Annotated in this window: 20 protein-coding genes and 4 tRNA genes; 9 read left to right on the top strand and 15 right to left on the bottom strand. The window is 65.7% G+C overall.

Going from position 1 to position 24,493, the window contains the following annotated elements; all coding sequences use genetic code 11:
- Window positions 1-140: 140 nt before the first annotated feature.
- Both G0Q01_RS03580 and G0Q01_RS03575 read left to right on the top strand, forming a co-directional pair.
- The gene (locus G0Q01_RS03580) at window positions 141-1,448 is read left to right on the top strand and encodes an ATPase (RefSeq protein ID WP_164190413.1); all 1,308 of its coding nucleotides are present in this window, start codon (window positions 141-143) and stop codon (window positions 1,446-1,448) included.
- Between the two features lie 92 nt (window positions 1,449-1,540).
- A tRNA-Met gene (locus tag G0Q01_RS03575) sits at window positions 1,541-1,617 on the top strand.
- 311 nt (window positions 1,618-1,928) lie between these two features.
- On the opposite strand, the gene trmB is transcribed toward G0Q01_RS03575, so the two are convergent.
- Together trmB and G0Q01_RS03565 are read right to left on the bottom strand one after the other, a co-directional pair.
- Window positions 1,929-2,642, bottom strand: coding sequence for a tRNA (guanosine(46)-N7)-methyltransferase TrmB (trmB, locus tag G0Q01_RS03570; protein WP_164190410.1), 714 nt, complete (start codon window positions 2,640-2,642; stop codon window positions 1,929-1,931).
- A gap of 82 nt (window positions 2,643-2,724) precedes the next feature.
- The gene (locus tag G0Q01_RS03565) at window positions 2,725-3,765 is read right to left on the bottom strand and encodes an aldo/keto reductase (protein WP_164190408.1); all 1,041 of its coding nucleotides are present in this window, start codon (window positions 3,763-3,765) and stop codon (window positions 2,725-2,727) included.
- 328 nt (window positions 3,766-4,093) lie between these two features.
- Between G0Q01_RS03565 and aqpZ the strand changes: the two genes are divergently transcribed.
- Window positions 4,094-4,825, top strand: a complete 732-nt coding sequence (aqpZ, locus tag G0Q01_RS03560; RefSeq protein ID WP_164190406.1) for an aquaporin Z — start codon at window positions 4,094-4,096, stop codon at window positions 4,823-4,825.
- Window positions 4,826-4,898: 73 nt separating this feature from the next.
- Here aqpZ and metG read toward each other — a convergent pair whose 3' ends face one another.
- On the bottom strand, window positions 4,899-6,608 hold the full coding sequence (gene metG / locus G0Q01_RS03555; RefSeq protein ID WP_164190403.1) for a methionine--tRNA ligase: 1,710 nt from the start codon (window positions 6,606-6,608) through the stop codon (window positions 4,899-4,901).
- A 261-nt stretch (window positions 6,609-6,869) separates the two neighbouring features.
- On the opposite strand from metG, the gene G0Q01_RS03550 reads away from it, so the two are divergent.
- Window positions 6,870-6,959 (top strand) — tRNA-Ser (locus G0Q01_RS03550).
- A gap of 61 nt (window positions 6,960-7,020) precedes the next feature.
- On the opposite strand, the gene G0Q01_RS03545 is transcribed toward G0Q01_RS03550, so the two are convergent.
- Window positions 7,021-7,701 (bottom strand): spermidine synthase, encoded by a 681-nt coding sequence (locus G0Q01_RS03545; RefSeq protein WP_164190401.1) that lies wholly within the window; start codon window positions 7,699-7,701, stop codon window positions 7,021-7,023.
- An 837-nt stretch (window positions 7,702-8,538) separates the two neighbouring features.
- Window positions 8,539-8,625 (bottom strand) — tRNA-Leu (locus tag G0Q01_RS03540).
- Window positions 8,626-8,825: 200 nt separating this feature from the next.
- Between G0Q01_RS03540 and lipB the strand changes: the two genes are divergently transcribed.
- Window positions 8,826-9,491 (top strand): lipoyl(octanoyl) transferase LipB, encoded by a 666-nt coding sequence (gene lipB / locus G0Q01_RS03535; protein WP_164190399.1) that lies wholly within the window; start codon window positions 8,826-8,828, stop codon window positions 9,489-9,491.
- Window position 9,492: 1 nt separating this feature from the next.
- On the opposite strand, the gene G0Q01_RS03530 is transcribed toward lipB, so the two are convergent.
- Complete coding sequence (locus tag G0Q01_RS03530; RefSeq protein ID WP_164190397.1) at window positions 9,493-10,389, bottom strand: LysR family transcriptional regulator; 897 nt, start codon at window positions 10,387-10,389, stop codon at window positions 9,493-9,495.
- A gap of 139 nt (window positions 10,390-10,528) precedes the next feature.
- On the opposite strand from G0Q01_RS03530, the gene G0Q01_RS03525 reads away from it, so the two are divergent.
- The 3 genes from G0Q01_RS03525 to selD are packed head-to-tail and all read left to right on the top strand — an operon-like array spanning window position 10,529 to window position 14,653.
- A complete protein-coding gene (locus G0Q01_RS03525) occupies window positions 10,529-11,341 on the top strand; it encodes a VOC family protein (protein ID WP_164190395.1) in 813 nt (270 codons plus the stop codon).
- 4 nt (window positions 11,342-11,345) lie between these two features.
- On the top strand, window positions 11,346-12,455 hold the full coding sequence (locus G0Q01_RS03520) for a glutathione S-transferase family protein (protein ID WP_164190392.1): 1,110 nt from the start codon (window positions 11,346-11,348) through the stop codon (window positions 12,453-12,455).
- A gap of 38 nt (window positions 12,456-12,493) precedes the next feature.
- Window positions 12,494-14,653: a selenide, water dikinase SelD gene (selD, locus tag G0Q01_RS03515; RefSeq protein ID WP_164190390.1), complete on the top strand. Its 2,160-nt coding sequence runs from the start codon at window positions 12,494-12,496 to the stop codon at window positions 14,651-14,653.
- Here selD and mnmH read toward each other — a convergent pair.
- Window positions 14,635-15,693 carry a tRNA 2-selenouridine(34) synthase MnmH gene (mnmH, locus tag G0Q01_RS03510; RefSeq protein WP_164190388.1) on the bottom strand — a complete coding sequence of 353 codons (1,059 nt, stop codon included), beginning with the start codon at window positions 15,691-15,693 and terminating at the stop codon, window positions 14,635-14,637. The genes selD and mnmH overlap by 19 nt on opposite strands.
- A gap of 147 nt (window positions 15,694-15,840) precedes the next feature.
- On the opposite strand from mnmH, the gene G0Q01_RS03505 reads away from it, so the two are divergent.
- Window positions 15,841-15,915 (top strand) — tRNA-Phe (locus tag G0Q01_RS03505).
- Between the two features lie 646 nt (window positions 15,916-16,561).
- Here the strand turns inward: G0Q01_RS03505 and G0Q01_RS03500 are convergent.
- The 8 genes from G0Q01_RS03500 to G0Q01_RS03465 form a co-directional block, all read right to left on the bottom strand.
- Window positions 16,562-17,071: an ATP-binding protein gene (locus tag G0Q01_RS03500; protein WP_370457168.1), complete on the bottom strand. Its 510-nt coding sequence runs from the start codon at window positions 17,069-17,071 to the stop codon at window positions 16,562-16,564.
- A gap of 171 nt (window positions 17,072-17,242) precedes the next feature.
- On the bottom strand, window positions 17,243-18,709 hold the full coding sequence (istA, locus tag G0Q01_RS03495) for an IS21 family transposase (RefSeq protein ID WP_235939575.1): 1,467 nt from the start codon (window positions 18,707-18,709) through the stop codon (window positions 17,243-17,245).
- Between the two features lie 348 nt (window positions 18,710-19,057).
- Window positions 19,058-19,720: a hypothetical protein gene (locus G0Q01_RS03490; RefSeq protein ID WP_164190386.1), complete on the bottom strand. Its 663-nt coding sequence runs from the start codon at window positions 19,718-19,720 to the stop codon at window positions 19,058-19,060.
- A gap of 26 nt (window positions 19,721-19,746) precedes the next feature.
- Window positions 19,747-19,974, bottom strand: coding sequence for a hypothetical protein (locus G0Q01_RS03485; protein ID WP_164190384.1), 228 nt, complete (start codon window positions 19,972-19,974; stop codon window positions 19,747-19,749).
- A gap of 421 nt (window positions 19,975-20,395) precedes the next feature.
- On the bottom strand, window positions 20,396-21,490 hold the full coding sequence (locus G0Q01_RS03480) for an ABC transporter ATP-binding protein (RefSeq protein WP_108964793.1): 1,095 nt from the start codon (window positions 21,488-21,490) through the stop codon (window positions 20,396-20,398).
- A gap of 1 nt (window position 21,491) precedes the next feature.
- Window positions 21,492-22,277: an ABC transporter permease gene (locus G0Q01_RS03475; RefSeq protein WP_108964792.1), complete on the bottom strand. Its 786-nt coding sequence runs from the start codon at window positions 22,275-22,277 to the stop codon at window positions 21,492-21,494.
- Window positions 22,274-23,266 (bottom strand): ABC transporter permease, encoded by a 993-nt coding sequence (locus tag G0Q01_RS03470; protein ID WP_164190382.1) that lies wholly within the window; start codon window positions 23,264-23,266, stop codon window positions 22,274-22,276. Before G0Q01_RS03470 ends, G0Q01_RS03475 begins: the two co-directional genes overlap by 4 nt.
- 77 nt (window positions 23,267-23,343) lie before the next feature.
- Complete coding sequence (locus G0Q01_RS03465) at window positions 23,344-24,450, bottom strand: PotD/PotF family extracellular solute-binding protein (protein WP_164190380.1); 1,107 nt, start codon at window positions 24,448-24,450, stop codon at window positions 23,344-23,346.
- Between the last annotated feature and the right edge of the window lie 43 nt (window positions 24,451-24,493).

Here is a 24,493-nt window from a genome sequence, read left to right as displayed (position 1 = left end):
GAGACAAGCTCTTGCCACAATGCTGGAGTTTCCTGAACAGCAACAACGCGGACCATGCGGAGGGACTGGCGCCAGACGGGCCGCTCTGGGTTGTGGCCGCCGACAGGACATACATAGGGTTAAGACAGGGCGCTCGACCGATGAACATGCAAAGCTCCGGCGTGATCGCGCCGCCCGCCCCCAAGCGGCTGGAAGACATGGTGCTGCCCCGCACGATGATGCGCGACATCATCCTCAAGACCCTGTTCCGCAAGAACACCAACGTGATCACCGAGCTGGCCCGCGCGGTCTGCCTGCCGATCGTCATCACCCAGGAGCTGGTCGACCTCGCCCGCGGGCAGGGGTTGATCGAGGCCATGGGCACCCGTGGCGACGCATTGAGCAGCGAGATGCACTACCAGCTCACCGACAGCGGCAAGGCGCGCGCGCTCGACGCGCTGTCGCAGTCGGAGTACTTTGGCCCCATGCCGGTGCCGCTCTCGGCCTATCGCGAGCAGGTGCAACGTCAGTCGATCCGCAACATACAAGTCACCCGCGAGGCGCTCACCGACGCCATGGGCCACCTCGTGCTGCCAAGCGAGCTGCTCGCGCACCTCGGCCCGGCAGTGAGCGCCGGCCGATCTATCCTGATGTACGGACCGCCGGGTAACGGCAAATCGTCGATCTCCAACGGCATCCGCGAGGCCCTCGGCGACAGGATCTACGTGCCCCGCGCCATCGAATATTCCGGCCAGGTCATCACCGTCTACGACCCGATCGTGCACAAGGCCGCCGAGACCGAGCTCGAGGACCCCAACCGCCTACGTCGCACCACCCGCTTCGACTCGCGCTACGTGCTCTGCGACCGGCCCACGGTGATCACCGGCGGCGAGCTGTCGCTGAACATGCTCGATCTCGTATACAACCCCACCGCGCGCACCTACCAGGCACCGCTGCAGCTCAAGTCCACCGGCGGGCTCTTCATCGTCGACGACCTGGGCCGCCAGGCCGAGCCCCCGCAGAAGCTGGTCAACCGCTGGATCGTGCCGCTGGAGGAAAGCAAGGACATCCTCGCGCTGCAGTCGGGCGAAAAATTCGAGGTGCCCTTCGACACGCTGGTGATCTTTTCGACCAACTTCCACCCCAACGAGATCTTCGACAAGGCGGCGCTGCGCCGGATCTTCTTCAAGATCAAGATCGACGGGCCGAACCAGCAAGACTTCCTGAAGATCTTCGCGATGGTCGCGCGCAAGAAGCAGATGGTCCTGGATGAGGCCTCGCTCGTCTACCTGCTGAAGAGCAAGTATCCGAGCATCGACAACCTCTATGCGAACTACCAGCCGGTCTTCCTCATCGATCAGATGAAAGCGATCTGCGACTTCGAAGGCTGGCCCCACAAGATGACCCCAGAGCTGGTCGACAGGGCTTGGGCGAACCTCTTCGTTCGGGACGAAGACATCGTGAAATGAGGCCCTGCGAAAAGGCGCGGAATTTCCGCAACGGCAGGCGATTTTTCCGCTTGACCCTCTCGGCCCATACCCATATTCAGCGCTCACTTCTTGGCGGAGTAGCTCAGTTGGTTAGAGCAGCGGAATCATAATCCGCGTGTCGGGGGTTCAAGTCCCTCCTCCGCTACCAGAAGTCCTTCCTTTCACGACAGTCCATTCCCGCACGGGGCGCGCGCGCAGCCGCGCGATTTTGCCTTCCCGAGACTGCTCGGCCACCCACGCCCTCGCCGACATTGAATGCCACTGCCCTGCCACGCGGCGTGCGCCCGGCGCGACTCGTCCCGGTGGCCCCACGTCGGCCCCACGTCGAGCCCCCCCCCCGACAGTCTCCGCGCCCGCGGGAACAGGGTTCTGTGACCGCAAAGAAAAGCGGGCAGAGCGCATGCGCCCTGCCCGTCCAAGATTTCCGCTGGTGCGTGCGCCGCGGCGTGCGAGCGCGACTCAGCGCTTTCGGAACGTGAGGTAATGTGGCGTACGACCCTCGCGCAGGGCTTTTTGCTCGTAACGGGTCGAAATCCAGTCATCCCAGGGGGCGCGCCAGTCGCTCGGCCCCTCGGCCAGCCACTCGAAGCCCGCCTTCGGCACCTCCTGCAGCGTCTGGCGGACGTAGTCAGGAATGTCGGTGGCCACACGGAACTCGGCACCCGGCTTCAGCACACGGGCCAGTGGCTCGAGATGCTCCTGCGTGACGAAACGGCGGCGGTGGTGGCGCGTCTTCGGCCAGGGATCGGGATAGTTCAGGAAGGCCTTGTCGATGCTCTCGTCCGGCAGCACGTCGAACATGTTGCGGGCATCACCGGGGTACACCTTGAGGTTCTCGACCCCCGCCTGCCGGATCTTGCCCAGCAGCATGGCGACGCCGTTGATATAGGGCTCGCAGCCGATGATCCCCATGTGCGGATGCGTGGCGGCCTGGTGCACAAGGTGCTCGCCGCCGCCGAAGCCGATTTCCAGCCAGACCGGCTTGCCGCCGAACATCGCCTGAAGATCGAGGTTCTCGCGCTCGGGGTTCACCTCCCAGTCGACCGCGCCCGGCGAGAGCTTCGCCAGGTCCTCTTCGAGGTAAGTCTCCTGGCTTGGGCGCAGGGACTTGCCCTTTACGCGGCCGTAGAAATTGCGCCAAGGGGCGCCGGGATGCTTGTTCGAGCTGGTCATGCGCCGCGATGTAGCGGCGAAGCGGGCGCGGAGCAATCCTCCCCGCGCCCTTTTGTGCAGGAGCCGGCGCGGCTCCCGGGCGTCAATAGGGCAACGGATGCGCCTTGTGGGTCGCGTCGATGCGCTCCAGCAGCTCGTCCGAAAGCGTCACCTCCGCCGCGCCGAGCAGATGCTCGAGCTGGCCGAGCGTGGTGGCGCCGAAGATCGACGAGGCTACGAAGGGCCGGCGCGCCGACCACGCCAGCGCCATGTGCACCGGATCGTGCCCGAATTCCTGCGCAAGCTCGATGTAGGCCGCGACCGCCGGGAAAACGCGGTCGGTCTTGCGCCCGCCGAGATCGCCGTTGATCGCCATGCGCGAGCCTTCGGGAAGCGCGCCGTTCTGGTACTTGCCGGTCAGCAGGCCCGCGCCGAGCGGCGAATAGGGCAGCAGGCCAACGTCCTCGTTGACCATCAGCTCGCCAAGGTCGGTATCGGCCATCCGGTAGAGCAGCGAGTATTCGTTTTGCACCGAGGCGACCCGCGGGCCGCCCACCTCACCCGCCATGCGCAGCCACTCCGCGGTGCCCCAGGCGCTGTCGTTGGACAGGCCAAAGGCGCGGATGGTGCCGCGGTCGACCTCGCGCTGCAGCGCGCCGAGGGCGTCGGCCATGTGCTGGCGGGTCGCCTCGCGGTCCTGCGTCCAGGGCGCGAAGGTCCAGTTCTGGCGGAAGGCGTAGCTGCCGCGGTTCGGCCAATGGAACTGGTAGAGGTCGATGTAATCGGTCTTCAGCCGCTTCAGCGAGGCTTCGACCGCCACCGGGATGGTCTCGGAGCTGATCGGCGCCTCATCGCGCACCAGCTTCGACGGGCCGGTGTGCTTGCTGGCGAGGATCCACTCGCCGCGGCGGCCGGACTTGGCGAACCAGTCGCCAAGGATTTCCTCGGTGCGGCCCACCGTCTCGGCCTTTACCGGGTTCACCGGGTACATCTCGGCGGTGTCCATGAAGTTGATGCCGGCATCCAGCGCGCGCTCGATCTGCGCAAAGGCATCCTCGGGCGGCGTCTGGTTGCCATAGGTCATGGTGCCGAGGCAGAGCTCGGTCACCGACATGCCTGTGCGGCCCAGCGGGTTTTTCTTCATCGGGTGTCTCCTGTTAGCGCTCGGCGCGACACTAGTGGCCTGAGCGGGGAAGCCAAGCCCCCGGCGCGCAGGCTGCCCTTGCGACACGCCCGATGCGCATCACATGTGCGCGCACCCAACCCCCTCCCCCGGCAGGGCAGGCCTGCGGCAGGTCAGCGCCCCTCGGCACCCGAACGCGCCAGAGCTCCGCCGCAGCAGCATGCGCCCTCTTCGCGCCGCGTCGCCTGTTCCGGGGATGGAGCTGCAAAAGCGCTTTGCGCGCTCGGCCTCCGGTGCCAGTATCCCGCTGGACTATTTTTCAGAACACATTTCAATTTAGGAGTTTGCGATGGGGACTTCCCGAAAATACGCGGCCGAGCTCATTGGCACCTTCTGGCTGACGTTTGGCGGCTGCGGTTCTGCGGTGCTGGCGGCGGCCTTTCCCGAGGTGGGGATCGGGCTGCTCGGCGTCTCGCTGGCCTTTGGCCTGACGGTGCTGACCATGGCCTATGCGATCGGCCATGTCTCGGGCTGCCATCTCAACCCTGCGGTGACCGTGGGGCTTGCGGCGGGCGGGCGCTTCCCGGCCTCGGACATCCTGCCTTACGTCCTTGCACAGGTGATCGGGGCGATCCTCGGCGCCGCGGTGCTCTACGTGATCGCCAGCGGCGTGCCGGAGTTCGACGTGGTGGCCTCGGGCTTTGCCGCCAACGGCTACGCCGAGCACAGCCCCGGGGGCTATTCGCTGGTCTCGAGCTTCGTCGCCGAGGTGGTGCTGACGATGATGTTTCTTTTCATCATCATGGGCACCACGCACGGGCAGGCGCCGGTGGGGTTCGCGCCGCTGGCCATTGGCCTGGCGCTGACGCTCATCCACCTGATCAGCATCCCGGTCACCAACACCTCGGTGAACCCGGCCCGCAGCACCGGACCGGCGCTCTTCGTCGGGGGCTGGGCGCTGGGGCAGCTCTGGCTGTTCTGGCTCGCACCGCTGCTGGGCGGGGCACTTGGCGGGTTGCTCTACAGCTGGCTCAGCCCGACCCCCACCGGCATCGTCGAGGGCGGCGTGCCGAGCAAGTGACGCCAACAGAAGAGCGCGGCCCTGCGGACCGCGCTTCTCTTGATGTTCCGCCGAATGCGCCGGCGAAGGCGGCTCAGCGCGTGCCGGCGAAGCGCTCCTGCCAGTCTTCGCGCTCGGCGTCGGTGATCTTGCGGAAGGTCACCTCGGGCACCTCGAAGGCGTGGCCCGCGGGCAGCGTGCTCAGCGCCGCGTCAAGGTCTCCCGGCCAGCTGTCATCTTCGGTCTTCAGCGCCGCCAGAAGCTGTGCCGAGGCGTCGGGGATGAAGGGCGAGGAGATCACCGCGTAGAGGCGGATCATGTTGAGCGCGAGGCGGATCTGCATCGCCGCTGCCTCGGGGTCGGTCTTGAATGTCGACCAGGGCGCCGCCTCCTGCAGATACTCATTGCCGAGCACCCAGGCGGCGCGGAGCGCGCCGGCCGCCTTGCGGACCTCATGCGCCTCCATCTGCGCCTCGTACTCGCGGATCTTCTCGGCGAGGTCGCCGATCAGCTTGGTCTCGAGCGCGCCCATGGCACCGCCCTCGGGCACCACTTCGCCGAACTTCGAGCGGCAGAACTTGGTGACGCGGCTGGCGAAGTTGCCAAGCACGTCTGCAAGGTCCTTGTTGACCGAGGACTGGAAGTTCTCCCATGTGAATTCGCTGTCCGAGCTTTCCGGCGCGTGGCTGAGCAGCCACCAGCGCCAGTAGTCGGCGGGCAGGATTTCCAGCGCCTGGTCCATGAAGACGCCGCGGCCACGGGACGTCGAGAACTGGCCGCCGTCGTAGTTGAGGTAGTTGAACGACTTGATGTAATCGACCAGCTTCCAGGGCTCGCCCGACCCGAGGATTGTGGCGGGGAAGGTGAGCGTGTGGAACGGCACGTTGTCCTTGCCCATGAACTGCGTGTAGGTCACGTCCTCGGCGCCCTTGTCAGTGCGCCACCAGCGTTCCCAGTCCTCGCCCTTTCCGGCATCGACCCATTCCTGCGCGCAGGCGATGTATTCGATCGGCGCGTCGAACCAGACGTAGAAGACCTTGCCTTCCATACCGGGCCAATCCGCATCGCCCTTCTTGACGGGGATGCCCCAGTCGAGGTCGCGGGTGATGCCCCGGTCCTGCAGCCCGTCGCCGTCGTGCAGCCATTTCTTGGCGATCGAGGTGGTCAGCACCGGCCAATCGTTCTTGCTGTCGATCCAGGCCTCGATCTCATCCTTGATCAGGCTCTGGCAGAGATAAAGGTGCTTGGTCTCGCGCATCTCGAGGTCGGTCGCGCCCGAGATCACCGAGCGCGGGTTGATCAGATCCACCGGGTCGAGCTGCTTGGTGCAGTTGTCGCACTGGTCGCCGCGCGCATCCTCGAAGCCGCAGTTCGGGCAGGTGCCCTCGATGTAGCGGTCCGGCAGGTAGCGCCCGTCGGTGGGCGAGTACATCTGCGTCTCGGACACTTCGCGGATGAGCCCGCGCTCGGCAAGCACCCCGGCGAAATGCTGGGTCAGCCTGTGGTTCTGCGGGCTCGACGAACGGCCGAAGTGATCGAAGCTGAGGCGGAACCCATCGGCGATCTTCGACTGCACCTCGTGCATCTCGGCGCAATACTCGGCCACCGGCTTGCCGGCCTTGGCGGCGGCGAGCTCGGCGGGGGTGCCATGCTCGTCGGTGGCGCAGAGGAAGAGCACCTCGTTGCCGCGGGCCCGTTGGTAGCGCGCAAAGAGGTCGGCCGGAAGCTGGCTGCCCACGAGGTTGCCGAGATGCTTGATCCCGTTGATGTAGGGGATCGCCGAGGTGATCAGATGACGTGCCATGTTCGTCCCGCGAATGAATCTGGAGTTGTCGCGCTCTTAGCGGAAGTTGCCCGGGCTTGCCAGTGCGGCGGCAGGCCTGCGCACTGGGCGCGAGCGCGCCCCACGGACCGACCCGGCTGACCAATGCCCACCTCTGGAGGCCGCCCCGCGGGTTACCCCTCGACGCATCGTCCCGAACGGTTTCCGGACGCAGAGAAATTTTTCCACGACAGGCCAGTTTCGCCTTGTGGTTCCCATGTTCGCTTGGATATACGCGTCAGCGGAGACGTGGCCGAGTGGTCGAAGGCACACCCCTGCTAAGGGTGCAGGCGGGAAACCGTCTCGAGGGTTCGAATCCCTTCGTCTCCGCCACCCACATTAAAGATACGGCGCTTCGCGACCCCTCGGGTTTGCTCCGCTCAGCAGAGCGCCCTCAAGCGCCCTTTCGCCGCCCAATCCACACCGTGTGACGCGATCCGCGCCTGGTTCTGCCGGCACGCACCATATGCGCCTTGGCCTCGAAACCGGAGCGCCCGAGCCGCCGGGTGAACCCCTCGTCGGGATGCGCCGACCAGACCGCCAGGATGCCGCCCGGGGTCAGCGCCCGATGTGCCATCTGCAGGCCGCGCTCGCCGTAAAGCGTGTCATTACCGGCGCGGGTCAAACCGCCGGGACCATTGTCGACATCGAGCAGGATCGCGTCATAAACACCCCGCGCGCCGCGGATCTCCTCAACCACGTCGCCCGCACGCACCTCGACCCGCGGATCCGCGAGGCACTCGCCGAAGACCACCCGCATGTGATCCGTCGCCCAGGCGATCAGCTCGGGGACGATCTCCGAGACGATAAGCTGCGCCCCGGTCGGCGCGACCGCCTGCGCCGCGCGCAGTGTGAAGCCCATGCCGAGCCCGCCGATGAGCACGCGCGGCGCGGGGCGCCCGGACAGCCGCTCGAAAGCAAGGGTCGCCAGCGCCTCCTCGGAGCCGCCGAGCCGGCTGTTCATCAGCTCGTTCCCGTCGCTGAGGCGAATGGAATATTCCTCTCCGCGCCGGAACAGGCGCAGGGTGTCGCCCTCGGGCGTGGTGGCGGTGGCGAGAAGGTCCCAAGGAAGCATCTGCATGTCCTGTTGTAAGAGCTGCGCCCGGCCTAGCCGATCCGCAGGCGGAGAGGAAGCAGCGGCTCGTCGAGCGGACCACGGGTTATTTCGAGCCGAAATTCCAAGTACCCCACGGACGCTCAACACCCGGGGGGGTCGACCTCTCTCCAGCCTCCAGAGAGAGAAAGAGAGACAGGTTGGACAAGAAACCGCGACACGCTCAGCGCCACTTTCGCGCATAGCTCTCGAAGCCATGGACATAAGCACCGTCGAGCACGACTGGCGGAGCTATGATTTCAAGATCACGCGGGTCGCGGATGGCGAACCCCAGAGCTCGGCACGCTGGATGGAAACGCTCGAGCATGAGCCCCTGGCCGAGGCGATTAGAGAACCCCCTAGGACATCATCGTGTTCTGCGAAGTGCCGGTTCGGCGCGCGGTCTCTCGGATCGGTAGCTTTTCCCGCAAAGCCATGCGGCGGATGAAATTAAAATGCCTCTATATGGATCACTCCGGACACCCCCCGCTGCAAGCTGCGTCGCGGGGAGGGTCACTTGGGTCAATTCCCAATGGAAATTACGCCGCCACCCGGGTTAGTTCCGTGTGGAAATCAACACCGCGCTCTTCTGTGTCCACCGCACGACGATCCATCTCTGGTCGACGGCTGGCCAGGTGCGTGCTTTCCGAAAGAGCCTTATCACCCTGCTCAAAGTCGCAGACGTCGAGGCGTTCATCGAATACCAAACTGTCAGGGCGCAGGAGGTTGCGCAACGACTTCGGGGGGGGATTGCCTGGGGGGCCAAACTCTCCCACCCTTCGTGATTGCTCTGATGATCAAACACTTAGGGGAGAGTTTTGGTGCGGTCGAGAAGACTCGAACTTCCACGGGAGTTACCCCACAGCGACCTCAACGCTGCGCGTCTACCAATTCCGCCACGACCGCACTGTCTTGACTTGGTGAAGCGGTCTCTAACGAAGCCTGCGGGGGATGTGAAGAGGAAAATTGAACCTTTCTGCGAAAATGTCACCCGACCTTACGGCAACTTGCGAAAGACCGGTTTTTCGCTCTTCGGTCAGGGCCGCGCACTCCGCCCCCGGCCCGCTCTATTGACCGACGCGGGGAATGCTCCTAATCGCTCCGGCATGGTTGAGTGGATCACGACAGACGGGCTGACAGGCTACGACGAGGCCGTTGCCTTCATGGAAGCGCGCGCCGCTGCGATTGCCGCAGGCGAGGCCGAGGAACTCATCTGGCTGGTCGAGCATCCCCCGCTCTATACCGCAGGCACCTCTGCAAAACCCGAGGATCTGCGCGAGCCCGAGCGTTTCCCCGTTTTCGACACCAAGCGCGGCGGGCAGTACACGTATCACGGACCCGGACAGCGCGTGGTCTACGTCATGCTGGACGTCGGCAAGCGCGGCCGCGACGTGCGCCGTTTCGTGCAGCAACTCGAGGCCTGGGTGATCGCCGCCCTCGCCGAGTTCAACGTCACCGGCCATATCCGAGAGGGCCGCGTCGGCGTCTGGGTCGAACGCCCGGACAAGCCACTGCTTGCGGACGGGCGCGTGACCGAGGACAAGATCGCCGCCATCGGCATCCGCCTGCGCAAATGGGTGAGCTTCCACGGCATCTCGATCAACGTCGAGCCGGATCTGTCGCATTTCGATGGCATCGTGCCGTGCGGCATCACCGAATACGGTGTGACGTCGCTGGTTGATCTGGGCCTGCCGGTGAGCATGGACGATCTCGACGTCGCTCTGCGCCGCAGCTTCGACCAGACCCTCGGCGCCCTGCCCTGCGAGGCCTGAGCTAGCCCGCAAGCAGGTGGGTCTTCACGTCCTCGGCAGCGAAATCGACCAGCGCGCGCACCTTGCGCGGCAGTATCGCGCCCTCGAGATAGACCGCGTGCAGATCGTGTGCGGGCTTTTCCTCCTCCGCCAGGACCTCGACCAGCCGCCCGGCCTCGATGTCGGCGGTCACCACGAACTCAGGGCAATAGGCGATGCCCCGCCCCGCGAGCGCCATGTCCCGCGCCACACGTGCGCTGTTCACCGCGAAGCGGCTGGCGATCCGCACCTCCTGCAGCGCCCCTGCCGCACCGAAGCGCCAGCGCGGGCTGCGCTGGTTGCTGTCGTGGATGCAGGCATGAGCGCTCAGCGCGGCGGGACTGCCGGGCGCCCCGCGCGCCGCAACATAGCCCGGCGAGGCCACCAGCTTCATCCCGATGCGGCAGAGCCGCCGCGCTTTCAGCGTATTGTCGGTCAGCTGCCCGATGCGGAAGGCCAGATCGATCCCCTCGAGTGCAAGATCGGTGTAGGCATCTGACAGACGCAGCTCGACCGACAGCTCCGGGTGGGGCGCGGCGAAACGGCTCAGAAGATCGGCGGCGTAGATCTCGCCGAAGGTCAGCGGCGCCGCCACTCGCAGCACGCCCGAAAAGCCCCGCGCCTCATCCTCGACAGACCCAAGCAGCTCCTCAAGCTCCTCCAGCCAGGCCGGCGCCCGTGCCAGCAGCTTCTCTCCCGCTGGCGCTAGCCCGACCCGCCGCGTGGTGCGCTGCAGCAATCGCGTGCCGAGCCGCGCCTCCAGCTCGGCCACGTATTTCGAGGTCAGCCGGTTCGACACCCCTATACGTTCAGCAGCGGCGGTGAAGGAGCCGGTCTGCGCGGTGGCAACGAAGGCGCGGATCTGCTCGACGATGTCCATGGCTCATTCCGAACAAAACGTGGATAGTGTCCCCATATATTCACCATTTCTTTCCGAAATACCAACTCGCATATTCCTCCCAACGGCAGCGAGCGCTGCACCACCTTGCATCCGCAGGACACGTATTCGGAGAGAGATCATGGCACCCAGCGACGTTCCCCTCGACATCGGGCAAGTGAGCCTGACCGTGAACGACCTTGTCAGGGTCGGCGACTTCTACCAATCCGCGCTCGGCCTCGATAAGCTGTCGGACGACGGCACCGAGGCCCGCTTCGGCGCGTCTGGCCGCAGCCTCATCGCGCTGCGGCAGGACAAGGCGGCGCCGCGTCACTCCCCACGCGAGGCCGGCCTCTTCCATACCGCTTTCCTGCTGCCCTCGCGCGCCGACCTCGGCGCTTGGCTGCACCACGCGGCCGAGAGCCGCGTCCCGCTTCAGGGGGCCTCGGACCACCTCGTCAGCGAGGCGCTCTACCTCGCCGACCCAGAGGGCAACGGCATCGAGATCTATGTCGACCGCCCGCGCGACCAGTGGACCCACAAGGGAGCCGAGATCGAGATGGCAACCAATCCCCTCGACCTGCAGGACGTCGCGAAGAGCGCCACCGGCCCCTGGCAAGGCGCGCCCGAGGCAACCGCCATCGGCCACGTCCACCTGCAGGTGGGCCAGCTCGACCCCGCCGAGGCCTTCTACGCGGACACCCTCGGCATGGCGGTGACAAGCCGCTATCCAGGCGCCACCTTCTTCGGCTCGGGCGGCTACCACCACCATCTTGCGTCAAACATCTGGAGGAGCCGCGGCGCCGGACCGCGCAAGGACCCCGCGACCGGCCTTACCGAGATCGAGCTGCGCAGCACCGCTGCCGAGATCGCCGCAATTCGCCGCCGTGCCACCGACAGGACCCCGCTGACCGATCCGTGGGGCACCACATTCACCCTGACGCAGAAGGACTGACCCCATGCTCATCGACGGAAAATGGACCGCAAATTGGCAGCCGGTGCAAAAGGCAGACGAGAGGGGTCGCTTCGTGCGGCAGGAGTCGAGCTTTCGCAACTGGATCACCCCGGACGGCAGCGCCGGCCCCACCGGGACCGGCGGCTTCAAGGCCGAAGCAGGACGCTACCGGCTCTACGTCGCGCTGATCTGCCCCTGGGCCTCGCGCACGCTGATCGCCCGCAAGCTCAAGCGCCTCGAAGAGATCATCCCGGTCACCGTGGTGAACCCCCGGCTCGACGACCAAGGCTGGCGCTTCGGCGGCTTTGCGGGGGCGGATGAGGACCCGCTCTACGGCGCGGGCCACCTGCACGATCTCTACACGCGCGCCGACCCGCATGTCTCTGGCCGCGCCACGGTTCCGGTGCTCTGGGACGAGGCGCAGGGGGTCATGGTCAACAACGAGAGTGCCGACATCCTGCGCATGTTCGACACCGCCTTCGCGGCACTCGCCCCCTCTGACATCCGCCTCGCCCCCGAGGATCTGCGCGCGCGGATTGATGCCGCCAACGCCCAGATCTACCCGCGCTACAACAACGGCGTCTACAAGGCGGGGTTTGCCAGCACACAGGCGGCCTATGACGAGGCCGTCACCCAGCTGTTCGACGAAATGGCCCGGATGGAGCAGCACTTCTCGGACGGCCGCCCCTTCTATTTCGGCGACAGCTTGACCGAGACCGATATCCGCATCTTCGTCACCTCGATCCGTTTCGACGCCGCCTATCACGGCCTTTTCAAGTGCAACATCCGCCGGCTCGAGGATCATGCCCATCTGCACGCGCACATGTTGCGGGTGCTGAACACGGGCGGCATCGCCGAGACGGTCGACCTCGATCACATCAAGGCGGGGTATTACGGCATCAAGGCGCTCAACCCGCCGCGCATCATTCCCGCCGGCCCCGCCACGCTCGCGGCAGAGATCGCCGCGGCCAAGGCAGCGCTCCGACCCGGCCGTTCTTCCCGGCGACAACATCCCGGGAAAAGGCGCAGTGAGCCTTGGGCGCCAAGCCCCCCTTTGCTTCAGGACGCGCCTGCGGCGCGTGGGGGTCAGAGCCCCCTCCCCCTTCCCACGTAAGCCGTGCTACATCCCGAGCCGACCAGCCGGAGAACTTCATGCGCGCGCCCAGCCTGCCCCTCACCCGCGACCTCATCCTTGTCGGAGGCGGCCATTCGCACGCGCTGCTGCTGCGCATGTGGGGGATGAAACCGCTGCCGGGCGCGCGGCTGACGGTGATCAACCCCGGGCCCACCGCGCCCTATTCTGGGATGCTCCCGGGCTTCGTCGCCGGCCATTACGCCCGCGACGAGCTCGATATCGACCTCGTGAAGCTGGCGCGCTTCGCCGGGGCGCGGGTGATCCTCGGCGCGGTGACCGACATCGACCGCACCGCGCGGCAGGTCAGGGTCGCGGGCCGCGCCCCGATCGGATTCGACGTCGCCTCGGTGAACATCGGCGTCACCTCGACCATGCCCGACCTGCCGGGCTTTGCCGAGCACGCCCTGCCCGCCAAGCCGCTCGGCCCCTTCGCCTTGGGGTGGGCCGCCTACCGGGACGGCGGCGGCACAGCCTCGGCGGCAGTGATCGGCGGCGGCGTGGCCGGAGCCGAACTGGCCTGCGCCATGGCCTTTGCCCTGCGGCAGCGCGGCCGCCCGGCGCAGGTGCATCTGATCGAACGCGCCACCGCGCTCGCGGCGCTGCGCCCCCGGGCTGCGGCAAAGCTGCGCAACGCGCTGGCCGCGCAGGGGGTTACGCTGATCGAGACCGCCGAGGTCACCGAGATCACCGCGCGCAGCCTGCGCCTCGCCGATGGCCGCGAGATCGCCGCCGACTTCGTCACCGGTGCGGCGGGCGCGCGGGCGCAGGGGTGGTTGCAGGAGAGCGGGCTCGACCTGCAGGACGGGTTCATCAAGGTCGCCCCGACGCTGCAGAGCTCGGACCCGGCGATCTTTGCCGCTGGCGACTGCGCGCATCTGACCGAGACCCCCCGCCCCAAGGCCGGGGTCTTTGCGGTCCGCGAGGCGCCGATCCTGCTGCACAACCTGCGCGCTGCGCTCGAGGGACGCGACACCCTGCGCTGCTACCGCCCGCAGCGCGATTACCTCAAGCTGATTTCGCTGGGCCGCAAGTCGGCGCTGGCCGACAAGGCGGGTCTGGCCCTGTCGGGTCCGCTCATGTGGCGCTGGAAGGACCACATCGACCGCAGCTTCATGCGTAAATTCCAAGAGCTTCCGGCGATGACCCCGCCGCCTCTGCCTGCTCACCACGCGGCGGGCATGGAGGAGGCCCTCGGCAGCAAACCCATGTGCGGCGGCTGCGGTGCCAAGGTCGGCCGCGACGCGCTCGCCTCGGCGCTTTCGTCCCTGCCCCCGCCCATCCGCGCCGACGTCACCGCGCTGCCCGGCGACGATGCCGCGCTGCTGCTCACGGGCGGTGCGCGGCAGGTGATGACGGTCGATCACCTGCGCGCCTTCGTCGAGGACCCCGAGATCATGGCCCGCATCACCTGCATCCACGCGCTCGGCGATATCTGGGCCATGGGCGCCGCGCCCCAGGCCGCGGTCGCCAGCCTCACGCTGCCGCGCATGTCCGAGCCGCTGGCCGAGCGCACGCTGACTGAATGCCTCGGCGCGATCACCGGCATCCTCCGCGCCGAAGGCGCCGAGCTGGTCGGCGGGCACTCGGCTATGGGCGACGAGTTGAGCATCGGGCTGACGATCACCGGCCTGTGCGCGCGCACGCCGATCACGCTCGGCGGCGCCCGCCCCGGCGACAGGCTGATCCTCACCAAGCCGATCGGCACGGGTGTCATCATGGCCGCCGAGATGGCCGGCGCCGCGCGCGGGGACTGGGTGGCGCAGGCGCTCAGCCACATGACCACGCCGCAGGGCACCGCCGCGCGCCTTCTGGGCCACGCCCATGCGATGACCGACGTCACCGGCTTTGGCCTGGCGGGGCACCTGCTGAACATCTGCAACGCCTCGGGGGTCGGCGCGCAACTGGAGGTGGGCAAGGTGCCGCTGCTGCCCGGCGCCGAGGCGCTCTCGGCGGCGGGCCATGCCTCGACGCTCTACCCCAAGAACCGCGCCGCCCTTCCCTTCCAGCCGCTGGGGCCAAAGGAGGACCTCATGTTCGACCCGCAGACCGCGGGGGGCCTGCTGGCGGCGGTGCCCGGAGACGCGGCAGACACCCTCGCGCAGCTGCGCGCGGCGGGCTTTCCGGCGGTGGAGATCGGCGCGATTACCGACCGCAGCGGTCAGATCGACATGGTCTGAAGCCGCTCCGCCATCCGGTCCGCCAGCGCATCGAGCGCCGCTTCGTCCAGAGCCGGGGTCTCGAACCGCTCAACCACGCGCGGAGACATGGCGCGCATCGACTTGTCATAGGCAGGATCGTAGTGATCCGCCGCCAGCGAGGCGCAAAGCGCCAGCCGCTCGCCCGCGTCGATGAGTGCCTCCCAGCGGTCCACAAGCTCGTGACCGCGGTGGTAGCGCAGCGGCGACAGCTTTTCCTTCAGCGCAGGTCCATCCGAGAGAATGTCGTCGTAGGCCGCGTTCAGATAGCCCGCCCGAGCCTCCAGCGGCGCCGCGACCTCGACCCAGGGCGCCCCCTTCATTGCCTCCCAGATCGCGGGCGGGATCAGCAGCTGGCCGATCTTGCTGCTCTCGGCCTCGACCAGAACCGGGCGCGCCGGATCGAGCGCATCGAGGGCCTGCACCAGCTCTGTCTCGAACCACTTCTGGCTCGGCTGGCCACCGGGCATGTCGCCGAGCAGAGAGCCGCGGTGCCGCGCCAACCCCTCGAGGTCGATCACCTGCACGCCGCGCGCCGCGAGCCTCGGCAGCAGCGCGGTCTTGGCGGTGCCGGTGTGCCCGCCGAGTTGGATGAGCTTGAACGGCAGCGCGGAATCGTAGAGCGCCTCGGTGACCAGACGACGATATGTGCGATAGCCCCCCTCCACCGCCTCGGCGCGCCAGCCGATCTGCTGCAGCATCCAGGCAAAGGAGCCCGACCGCTGCCCGCCGCGCCAGCAGTAGACCAGCGGCTTCCAGCCACCCTCGTGATGCGCCAGCGGTCCTTCGATATGCGCAGCGGCATTGCGGAACACCAGCGCCGCCCCGAGTTTGCGCGCGAGGAAGGGCGATTGCTGCTTGTAAATGGTGCCGACCCGCGCCCGCTCCTCGTTGTCGAGGACCGGCAGGTTGATCGCGCCGGGGACGTGGTCCTCGGCAAATTCGGCCGGGCTGCGCACGTCGATGACCGTGTCGCAGCCATGGCGGAGGAAGTCGGAAAGCTGTGTCATCTTGCGTGGCATGGCGCATTTGGTACCGCGCCGCCGACGGCGAAGAAAGAGCGATCTGGGGCGACGCTAGGGCATGCAAATTTTTTCCGCAAAAGCCTCTGGACACTCCCGAATGCCTCGGCTAAATCCCCCTCACCCGAAGGCGATGCCTTCTCCCGTGCCCGGGTAGCTCAGGGGTAGAGCAGTGGATTGAAAATCCTCGTGTCGGTGGTTCGATTCCGCCCCCGGGCACCACTTTTTCCCAGAAAGACAGTGGTAACAGACGCTTAAGTGGAATGCTTGCTACTGCAGCATCCTCCTCGATCGGTCGATTGCGTTCCAGAGCACAGCAAGTTGCTGCTCAGACGATGAGGCGCACCTTTGCGCTATCCACCGCCGGGAAGCCACAAGGCGGCTTTGAGAGGTCTCCGCGAAGTATCGCCAGCGCAGCATCGCTGGCCTCCGCTCATTGAGCGAAGCGCGCCAACGACACACGGACCAGCACGTCGGATCGACGCGACGGAGCGGGCGGAATCGTGGCGCCCATGCGCGCTCCACACTTTTCGGGCGTCACCACCCAGAACAGGAGTGTATTCATCTCAAGAGCAACGAGGCCTGACTTCCGAAATGGCCCGGGTGGATCCGCGGCCCCCAAAAGTATTCGGCCGAAGAATAAGGGGCTACGATCTTGCCGCCATAGTGTGCCCGCTGCCATCGTCGTTCCAGAGCTACAGACCCGGAGAGTCGGTGCCATCAGTCGCAACGATCGCGTCCAACGTTTCGTCCCCTGTAAATTCCCCGAACAAGGCCTCGGTGCTTTCGGCGCTGTAGGGCGTCAACCTCCTTGGCCGCTACCGACAACCAAATTGGCTGGTTTTGACCGCTGCGTTCTTCGTTGATGTTACTGTGCGGTTTCCTCCTCGTGCTTGTCGCTGATGTTGTCGCTTGAGGCTGTCGGCGGAGCGACAGCCTCGGGTGATTGTCGGGAGGCTGCAGCTCGCCGGCGGTAGCTGTCCCCATTCATCTCCAGGAAGGTCGCGTGGTGGACCAGCCTGTCGATCGCGGCAACGGTGACAGCCTGGTCTGGAAAGACGCTGCCCCAGGCACTGAAGGGCTGGTTGGCGGCGATCGCGAGGCTCTTGGTCTCGTAGCGCCGGGCGATGAGTTCGAAGAGCACGGAGCTCTCGGCCTGATCTTTCTGCGCGTAGGTGATGTCGTCGAGAATGATCAGGTCGAACTTGTCGAGCTTTGCCAGAGCAACCTCGAGGGCGAGGTCGCGTCGGGCGGCCTGGAGCCGCTGCACCATATCAGTGGTGCGGGTGTAGAGGACGCGCCGCCCGGCTTCGACCAAGGCATGTCCGATGGCGCAGAGGACATGGGTCTTCCCGGCGCTGGATGCGCCGTGCGTCACGGTCGGCGAGCTCGATTTCGGCCAAGGCAGCAAGAAAGCGGGCCTCGGGCCAACCCTCGGCATCGGCACGCCCGGCCAGAGCGAGCCAGTGCCGCTGGATGCTGGGGAGGCGCAGCGCAGTGAGCATGGCGGGCAGCGCATGCACGTCGACGGGGCGCGGCACGGGCGCGGTCATGCCTGGCCCTCCAGCAGGGCGTCGAAGCTGGCGAGGTCGGTCAGGGTGACAGGTGTGTCTCCCGGCAGCTCGCGCCGCCGCGGTACCAGCTTCGGCTTCAGGGCCCGGGCCTCGGGCAAGAGGCCCTCGTCAAGGACGCCGGCGATCAGCGCCGCGAGCTCGGCCTCGCAGGCTTCGTCATGGGCAAGCCAAAGCAGGTCGACCATCCGGCGACAGGCGTCCCTGCGGGGCAAGGCGGTGGAAAGCGCAGCCCAGGCGGCCTCGTACTCGCTGCGGGGAAACAGGCCATCGCGATAGACCGACCCTGCCAAGGCCTGCGGCTTGCGGCGCAGGGCGTGGATGACATGGCGGTAGTTCACGCAATGGACACGCACGCCGTCCCGACGCCCGCGCTGCCTGGGGTGGGTGACGACCCGGGTAGCGCCGAGGAATGCCTCGATCGGATCGTCGTAGACATGAACCCGCAGCCGCTTGCCGATGAGCTGGGAGGGCGCAGAATAGAAGACGGCATGCACCAGGAAGCCGCCGGTCTTCGTGACGCGGGAGACAACCTCGGTGAAGTCGGTGGTGCGCCGGATGGGCAGCGGTCGCAGCGTGGCCATCTCAGTGCGCACAGCGACCTCGCGCCGCCGGTTGCGGCGGGCGACCAGTTCGTCAACGAAACGCTTCCAGTCGTCGAGCTCGGCGATGTCGCGGGAGCCGCGCAGGATCAGCGCTTGGTCGAGAGCGACCTTGAGATGGTTGTTCTGAGCCTCGGCGGCGCCGTTCTCGTGGGCCTCCCCGGGATTGTTGCGACTGGCCAGCATGCCGTAATGGGCGCAGAAGGCGTCATAGCGCCGGGTCACGTCCGCCGCGGCATTGGCATCGAGGTTGCGGTAAGCGGCCGAAAGGCTGTCAGTCCTGTGCTCCTGAGGCACGCCGCCGAGGGTCCAGAGCGCGTTCTGGAGGTTCTCGGCCAGCGCCGTGAAGCTCTCGCCGCCCAGGACCACGGCAGCATGTTCCCAGCCGCTGTAGGCCAAGACGAAGTGGAAAAGCCGGTGCTCCAGCGGCACGCCACCGATGGTAACGCCAAGCCTGCCCGCATCCGTGAAGTCCGACAGCGCCATCCGGCCCGGCTCGGGCGCTTGGCGGAAAATTACATCGCGCTCGGGGCCGTGCAGGGCACGCCAGTCGCGAACGCGGCGCTCGAGGGTGCAGCGGACCCGATCATCAGGGAAAGCGTCTGGATCGGCCATCTGTAGGTGGCGCAGGAGTGTCACGGCTTGAACGGCCGGATCGCGTTCGAGGATCGGCAGCAGAAAAGGTTCCCAAACCGCCTCGAGCGGATCAGGCACGGTACGCCCGCGGGCGGGTTGGCGCTGCGAAGGAAGGCGGGGATCCGCCTCGAGGCGGCGGGCAGTGCGTTCGCTGAACCCTGCGCGGGCGGCAGCGATACGCTGGCTGTATTGAAGGCGGTCGGTCATGTAGACTCCCACTTGCTGGTCGGTGACGGGTTTGCCCGGCAAGGTCGGATCTCCGTTTGGTAGCAGAGACTTCGACCCTACCGGCCCGCAGCGGCCAGCACCCCCCCCCCCGCAATCCCCCGTGAAGAGAACCGCGCCGCCGCCGCCAGCCTTCGGTCGGGCTACGCCCTCCCTACGGCTGGCGGCGGCGGCCAACTTGCCTGACGGTGCCGGTCAAGATGGTTGTCGCCCACCACGGCGCCGAGAGGCGAGGTGTCGCTGCGTGCCATAACCTGGAAACGCCCCGCGCCACCATTCTCGAAGATGAGCAAGGGCTCGGAGATGTAGCTCGTCGCGAATAGATCGACGTCACCATCGCCATCCGCGTCCGCCGCGTCCTGGATATCCACCAGATCCTCTGGGCGGGAGAGAGTCATTCTCGAGGATTAATCTTTGCAGCGGAAGTCCGATTTGAAGGTCGTACCTCTCAGCGATGAGGAACTGCCCACCGCCGATGTTCTCATAGATGGTGAAGGAAAATTCGAATTCGACGGGACCTGAGTCGTCGTCCTGAGGAGGGATCTCGACGATGCCATCGAGCGACTGCAGGCCGCGAAACTCGACGAAATCGTCGTCGCCATCTCCGTCCGCGTCGGCAGCCAGGGCCGATCGACCGCCCGAACGGACGCCGGGATCTGCTACCGCGCAACGACCGGTCCTGGCGTTGCGCCCGATCATCACCCGATTGCCGACACCGTCTGGATTGACCGCCTCAAACCAGATATCGGTCGCACCCGGCAGGCTCATGGGGGTCAACTCGGGATAGTCTACCCGCAGCGGCGCGCCGCCCTCGCCCTGGCCACCCAGTTCGATCACGTCATCGCCCGAGAGAACCAACCATTCCAAGGTGAATTCCGTATGGCACGCGCGGCTCGCGAGCGCGGCGCCCTGGTCCGAGTCCCAGTTGAAGGCGGCGATCTGCTCGCCGTTCAGAAGCACCTGCAGGAAGGAGACCCCGACGGTCGCACCCATATATCCAAACGTCAGCTCACAAAGCCCTACTGGCCCAGCGAAGACACCGCCAGCAGAAGAAACGCCATAAGACGCTTGGACTTAAGAGCCCCGTAGGCGCGCGGATTGGTGGTACAGTCGAAGCCCTGCAATCCTCCGAACCATTCGATCTCGGTCCTTCCTAGAAGAATCTCCGTAAAGAAAATAAAACTTGGCGGAACGAAGCGCGTGACTCCTTGGGCGGTTGTTGCCACGGCCGCGACCTGCAATGACATTGATGACTCTGAACCGCAGCAATTAATTCAGCAATTAACATGCGACATTGCTCACCGGAAAAGATTCGATTGAACCGTCACTTTGTGGCACCCCAAGACAAACAGATTTTTGCCAGCGCTGGTTCATGGCGCTTGGTCCCGGAACGATCCTGGTCGCGCATCACGCACCAAGCCGACAACGATCAAAATGACCGATCCCTGCGCGGGTCAGCGGGGATCTTGATCCTAGCGAAAGACAGGACGTACGTACGCCGAGCGCTCCTTGCCTGAGCGAGGGACCGCTTCTTTCTAAAAAGGGCTGTTCCGATACCGCGGGAGGCAGCGATCGAGGCTGCCCTCGGCAAGGTGACGCGGCTGCCTCGCATGAATGGAGTGGCCCGGCACAAAGACCGGGCCACGCATATTTATAAGCAGGTCGGGGTCACTGACGAAGAACCGAAAGGCTTGCGCTGTCCCAGCCCAGCCAGACCATGGAATCGCCCAGTTTCATCGTCGTGTCGGTGTCGGTATAGGCGCGAAGCCGTGCGGCACCGGCCTCTTCTACCAATATGTCAACAGCCACGCGGCTGCCGAGGAAGGTCCGGTCAACGATCCTCCCCATGACCGCGTTTCCGGTGAGGGGCTTTTCGGCCGCCAGCCGAATCTTCTCGAGCCGAAGCGAGGCACTGACTTCCTGCCCCGTGCCGGGCACCTCTGCCGGCGCCCGGCCCCTCAACTCGATTCCGCGCCAGTCGACCACGATCTCCTTGGAGGCATTGTCCACCCCGCGCACGGTGCCATCGAGCAGATTGGTCGCCCCGATGAACTCCGCCACGAAACGCGTCTCAGGGCGGAAATAAAGGTCTTCGGGCGTGCCGTCTTGCTCAATGCGGCCTCCGTTCATCACCACGATGCGATCGGACATGGTGAGGGCCTCGTCCTGATCGTGGGTCACGAAGAGGAAGGTCTTGTCGGTGCGCCGCTGGATCGACTTGAGCTCCATTTGAACCTGCGTTCGCAGCTTCGCGTCGAGCGCGCCGAGAGGCTCGTCGAGCAGCAACAATGCCGGATCGGGCGCAAGCGCCCGCGCCAGTGCCACCCGCTGGCGCTGTCCGCCCGAGAGCTGCGATGCGTAGCGGCTCGCGAAGGGCCCGAGTTCCAGGAAGCTCATCACCTCGTCGAGCCGCCGCTTGATCTCGGCCTTGCTCAGCCCTTTCAGCTCTAGTCCGAAGGAGATGTTCTGCGCCACGGTCATATGCGGGAAAAGCGCATAGTCCTGGAACACCATGTTGACCTTGCGCTTTTCCGGCGGTTGCGCGGTGACATCCTGTCCCTCGAGGATGATCCGCCCGGTGTCGGTCTTCTCGAACCCGCCGAGGATGCGCAACGTGGTCGACTTGCCGCAGCCTGACGGGCCGAGGAAGGTGACGAACTCGCCCGGCGCGATCGACAGGTCCAACGGGTGCAGCGCCTGCGCCTTGCCGTAGGCCTTGGAGACGCCTTCGAGGCGGACGATAGGTTCCTTTTCGGACAGCATGTCAGTGCTCCCTGTTCATGCGGCGGCTGGAGCGCTCGGCCCAGACCCCCAAGACCGCGGTCAGGATCAGCACCACGGTAGAGATTGCGTTGATTTCCGGCGACATGCCCGAGCGCAGCTTGGCGAAGATCAGAACTGGCAGAGTCGGGTCGTAGGAGCCGAGGAAGAACGAGCGGACGAAATCGTCGAAGCTCAGCAGCAGACAGAAGATCGACGCCCCGATGATGGCGGGCATCAGGTAGGGCAGCGTGACCCGGGTGAAGGTGACGAAGGGATCGGCGCCGAGATCACGCGCCGCCTCGCCAAAGCTCTTCGGCAGGGTCGAGAGCCGCGCCATCACCACCAGCGCCACGAAAGGCACGTTGTGCACCGCGTGCGACCACATAATTGCGAAGCCCCCGGGCTCGATGCCGAGCTGGCGCGCGTAGACACGGAAAGCGATGGCCGAGATAATCCCGGGCACCAGCGCCGGTAGGATGGTCAACGCGTATACCGCGAAGCGGCCGACGAACTTTCGGCCGCTCAGCAGCACCGCCAGCCAGGTGCCCATGGCCACCGAGACCACGGTCGAGCCCACCGCGATGACCAGCGAATAGACGAAGCTCGACAGAACCGTGCCGTCGTCGAACACGCTGAGATACCAATCGAACGTCCAGCTGTTGATCGGGAAGCCGATGAACTTGCTGTCCTTGAACCCCATCAGGATCATCAGCAGCAGCGGCACGAAGAGGTAGACCACGAAAGCCCAGAAGAAAACGGAAAGCCAGACGCGTCCGGAGCGGGTCATTTGCTGTCTCCCTTGCGAAGCGCTGCAATAAGGCGGGCGAAGATCCCGGTGAGCACCAGCGCGGCGAAGAACATGATGACGGCGAAAGCCGCGCCCGTGGGCCACTGATCACCGGCCACGTGGAAAAAGCCCGCGATGGTCTCGGCAAAGACCGTGGTGTTGGGCCCACCCAGAAGCACAGGTGTGCCGTAGTAACCGGTGGAGATGAGGAACACGAGCGTGGCGCCCGAGCCGATGCCTTCCAGCGACAGCGGAAGTGTGATGCGCCGGAACCGCGTCCAGGCGCCCGCGCCGAGGTCGGCGCCGGCCTCGGACAGGTTTCGCGGCAGCTTCTCCAAGGCCGAGTAGAGCGGCAGGAGCATGTAAAGCGCAGTGAGATAGATCAGGCCGACGCTGACCGAGAAGCCGGTGTACATAAAGGGGATCGGCCGGTCGATAAGGCCCAGCGTCTTGAGCGCGAGGTTGATCGCGCCATTGTTGCCAAGCAGGATCATGATCGCGTAGGTGCGCACGATCTCGCCGGTCCAGAACGGGATCAGCAACAGCAAAAGCAGCGCAAGCTGGTTCTCGCGCTTGACGTAGCGGGCCAGGTAATAGGCGACCGGATAAGTGATAATCAGAGTCACCAGCGTCAGCACCGCCGAATAGGTGATCGTCCGCAGGAACGGCATCATGAACACGCTCTCTTGGAAGAAGCGTGCGTAATTGGCCAGCGTGTAGTGGTTTTCCTGTCCCGGTGCGATGGGATAGGCGTCCAGCAGGCTGACCTGCAGCATCTGAAGCATCGGCCCGAGGTGCTGGGTGACGATCCAGATCAGCGGGATCAGTGACAGCAGCACGAACTGCCTGCGGGGCGAAGCGAAGAGCAGCGAGACGAGTGCCTGATAGGGCCCCCAGTTGACCAGCCGGCCCCAGAATGGGCGGCGGTCGGCTGCGTCTCCCGCCGCGGCGGAGCGGCGTGCCCCAGCATCTACGGCGTTGTTGGTCATGGCGTTTCCTCTCTGCACGAAGCGCGTGCGTCGGGCTGCGTGGCCCTGTTTTGACCCCGCAGCCCCGGTCTTTGTGCTCAGGCGGCCTTGATAGCTTCGACGGCAGGATCGACGAGGCCGTACTTCATCTCGTTCGCCTCAGCGCGGAAGAACTTCATGCCCGCCAGTTCCTCGTCGGTGAAGGAGGTCGCGGCCTTCTCGGCGTCGGTGAGATACTGGTCGGCGCCCTTGAATGTCGAAATGAAACCCGACGCCTTGGTCATCGCGGCCCCGACCTCGGGCGACGCCAACACGGCGTTGAGGAAGGTGTAGGCATTGTCCGCATTCGGCGCGTTATTGGCAATGTTGTAGGTGTAGACGAAGCCGTAGCTGCCCTCTTTCGGGATGGTCATCGACACCGGGAAGCCTTCGGCCATCAGTGCGGCGATCGGGCCGTTCCAGGCGCAGGCCATGGTGATGTCCTGGTTGACGAACATCTGCTGCACCTCGGCGCCGCCGTCGTAGTACTTGCGCGCCAGCGGCTTCTTTTCAATCAGGAAGTCACGCGCCTCGGCGACGATCTCGGCGGCCCGCTCGGGGTCGTTGAGATACTCGACCATGTTGCCGTCGTAGCCCTTCATCAGCATGACGATCGACATCATGTCCTGCAGAACATAGGCGGTCTGGCCGGCGTATTTGTCCGAGAAGAACGGCTCCCAGGACTGCACGTCCTCTTCTGGCACCATGTCGGTGTTATAGGCGAGCACCTCCATGCCCGACAGGATCGGCGCACCCCACTTATTGCCGTTGATCGTCGACCAGTCGCTTTCCGAGTAGATCGGGTTGATCGTGCCCCAGTTGCTCAGCCGGTCTGTGTCGAGCGGTGCCAGCAGGTCCGATGCAATGAATTGCAGGAAGCGATGGCCTGCGACGGTAAGGATGTCCACCGTCGGGTTCGGCGCCTCGGCGGCCAGGAGGTTGAACTGCTTGCCCTGGTCATCAACGAGGCGGACGTTCACCTTGATGCCGGTCTCGTCCTCGAACTGTTTTTTGAAGTCCTCGGGGATGAAGTCGGTGTAGGTCCAGATATTCACCTCGCCGCCCTGTGCGTAGGCGCGGCGTAGGTAGACCGGGCTGGCCAGCGTGCCGGCTGTGGCGGCCGCGGTGCCCATGAATCGGCGGCGGTTGAGGATCAGTTTCGACATGAGGGTTCGCTCCTAGTTGGTGGAATGCGGGTCTTTGAGGCCC

Origin of the sequence: Salipiger sp. PrR007 (assembly GCF_010499845.1) — a bacterium.
Classification (GTDB): domain Bacteria; phylum Pseudomonadota; class Alphaproteobacteria; order Rhodobacterales; family Rhodobacteraceae; genus Salipiger; species Salipiger pacificus_A.
The sequence above is the reverse complement of the archived record's forward strand: the minus strand, read 5'-3'. Positions and strand labels throughout refer to the sequence as shown.

Coding starts and splice junctions, on each gene's coding strand:
- G0Q01_RS03580 (WP_164190413.1), top strand. CDS start 141: ATGAACATGCAAAGCTCCGGCGTGATCGCGCCGCCCGCCCCCAAGCGG.
- trmB (WP_164190410.1), bottom strand. CDS start 2,642: ATGACCAGCTCGAACAAGCATCCCGGCGCCCCTTGGCGCAATTTCTAC.
- G0Q01_RS03565 (WP_164190408.1), bottom strand. CDS start 3,765: ATGAAGAAAAACCCGCTGGGCCGCACAGGCATGTCGGTGACCGAGCTC.
- aqpZ (WP_164190406.1), top strand. CDS start 4,094: ATGGGGACTTCCCGAAAATACGCGGCCGAGCTCATTGGCACCTTCTGG.
- metG (WP_164190403.1), bottom strand. CDS start 6,608: ATGGCACGTCATCTGATCACCTCGGCGATCCCCTACATCAACGGGATC.
- G0Q01_RS03545 (WP_164190401.1), bottom strand. CDS start 7,701: ATGCTTCCTTGGGACCTTCTCGCCACCGCCACCACGCCCGAGGGCGAC.
- lipB (WP_164190399.1), top strand. CDS start 8,826: ATGGTTGAGTGGATCACGACAGACGGGCTGACAGGCTACGACGAGGCC.
- G0Q01_RS03530 (WP_164190397.1), bottom strand. CDS start 10,389: ATGGACATCGTCGAGCAGATCCGCGCCTTCGTTGCCACCGCGCAGACC.
- G0Q01_RS03525 (WP_164190395.1), top strand. CDS start 10,529: ATGGCACCCAGCGACGTTCCCCTCGACATCGGGCAAGTGAGCCTGACC.
- G0Q01_RS03520 (WP_164190392.1), top strand. CDS start 11,346: ATGCTCATCGACGGAAAATGGACCGCAAATTGGCAGCCGGTGCAAAAG.
- selD (WP_164190390.1), top strand. CDS start 12,494: ATGCGCGCGCCCAGCCTGCCCCTCACCCGCGACCTCATCCTTGTCGGA.
- mnmH (WP_164190388.1), bottom strand. CDS start 15,693: ATGCCACGCAAGATGACACAGCTTTCCGACTTCCTCCGCCATGGCTGC.
- istA (WP_235939575.1), bottom strand. CDS start 18,709: ATGACCGACCGCCTTCAATACAGCCAGCGTATCGCTGCCGCCCGCGCA.
- G0Q01_RS03490 (WP_164190386.1), bottom strand. CDS start 19,720: ATGGGTGCGACCGTCGGGGTCTCCTTCCTGCAGGTGCTTCTGAACGGC.
- G0Q01_RS03485 (WP_164190384.1), bottom strand. CDS start 19,974: ATGTCATTGCAGGTCGCGGCCGTGGCAACAACCGCCCAAGGAGTCACG.
- G0Q01_RS03480 (WP_108964793.1), bottom strand. CDS start 21,490: ATGCTGTCCGAAAAGGAACCTATCGTCCGCCTCGAAGGCGTCTCCAAG.
- G0Q01_RS03475 (WP_108964792.1), bottom strand. CDS start 22,277: ATGACCCGCTCCGGACGCGTCTGGCTTTCCGTTTTCTTCTGGGCTTTC.
- G0Q01_RS03470 (WP_164190382.1), bottom strand. CDS start 23,266: ATGACCAACAACGCCGTAGATGCTGGGGCACGCCGCTCCGCCGCGGCG.
- G0Q01_RS03465 (WP_164190380.1), bottom strand. CDS start 24,450: ATGTCGAAACTGATCCTCAACCGCCGCCGATTCATGGGCACCGCGGCC.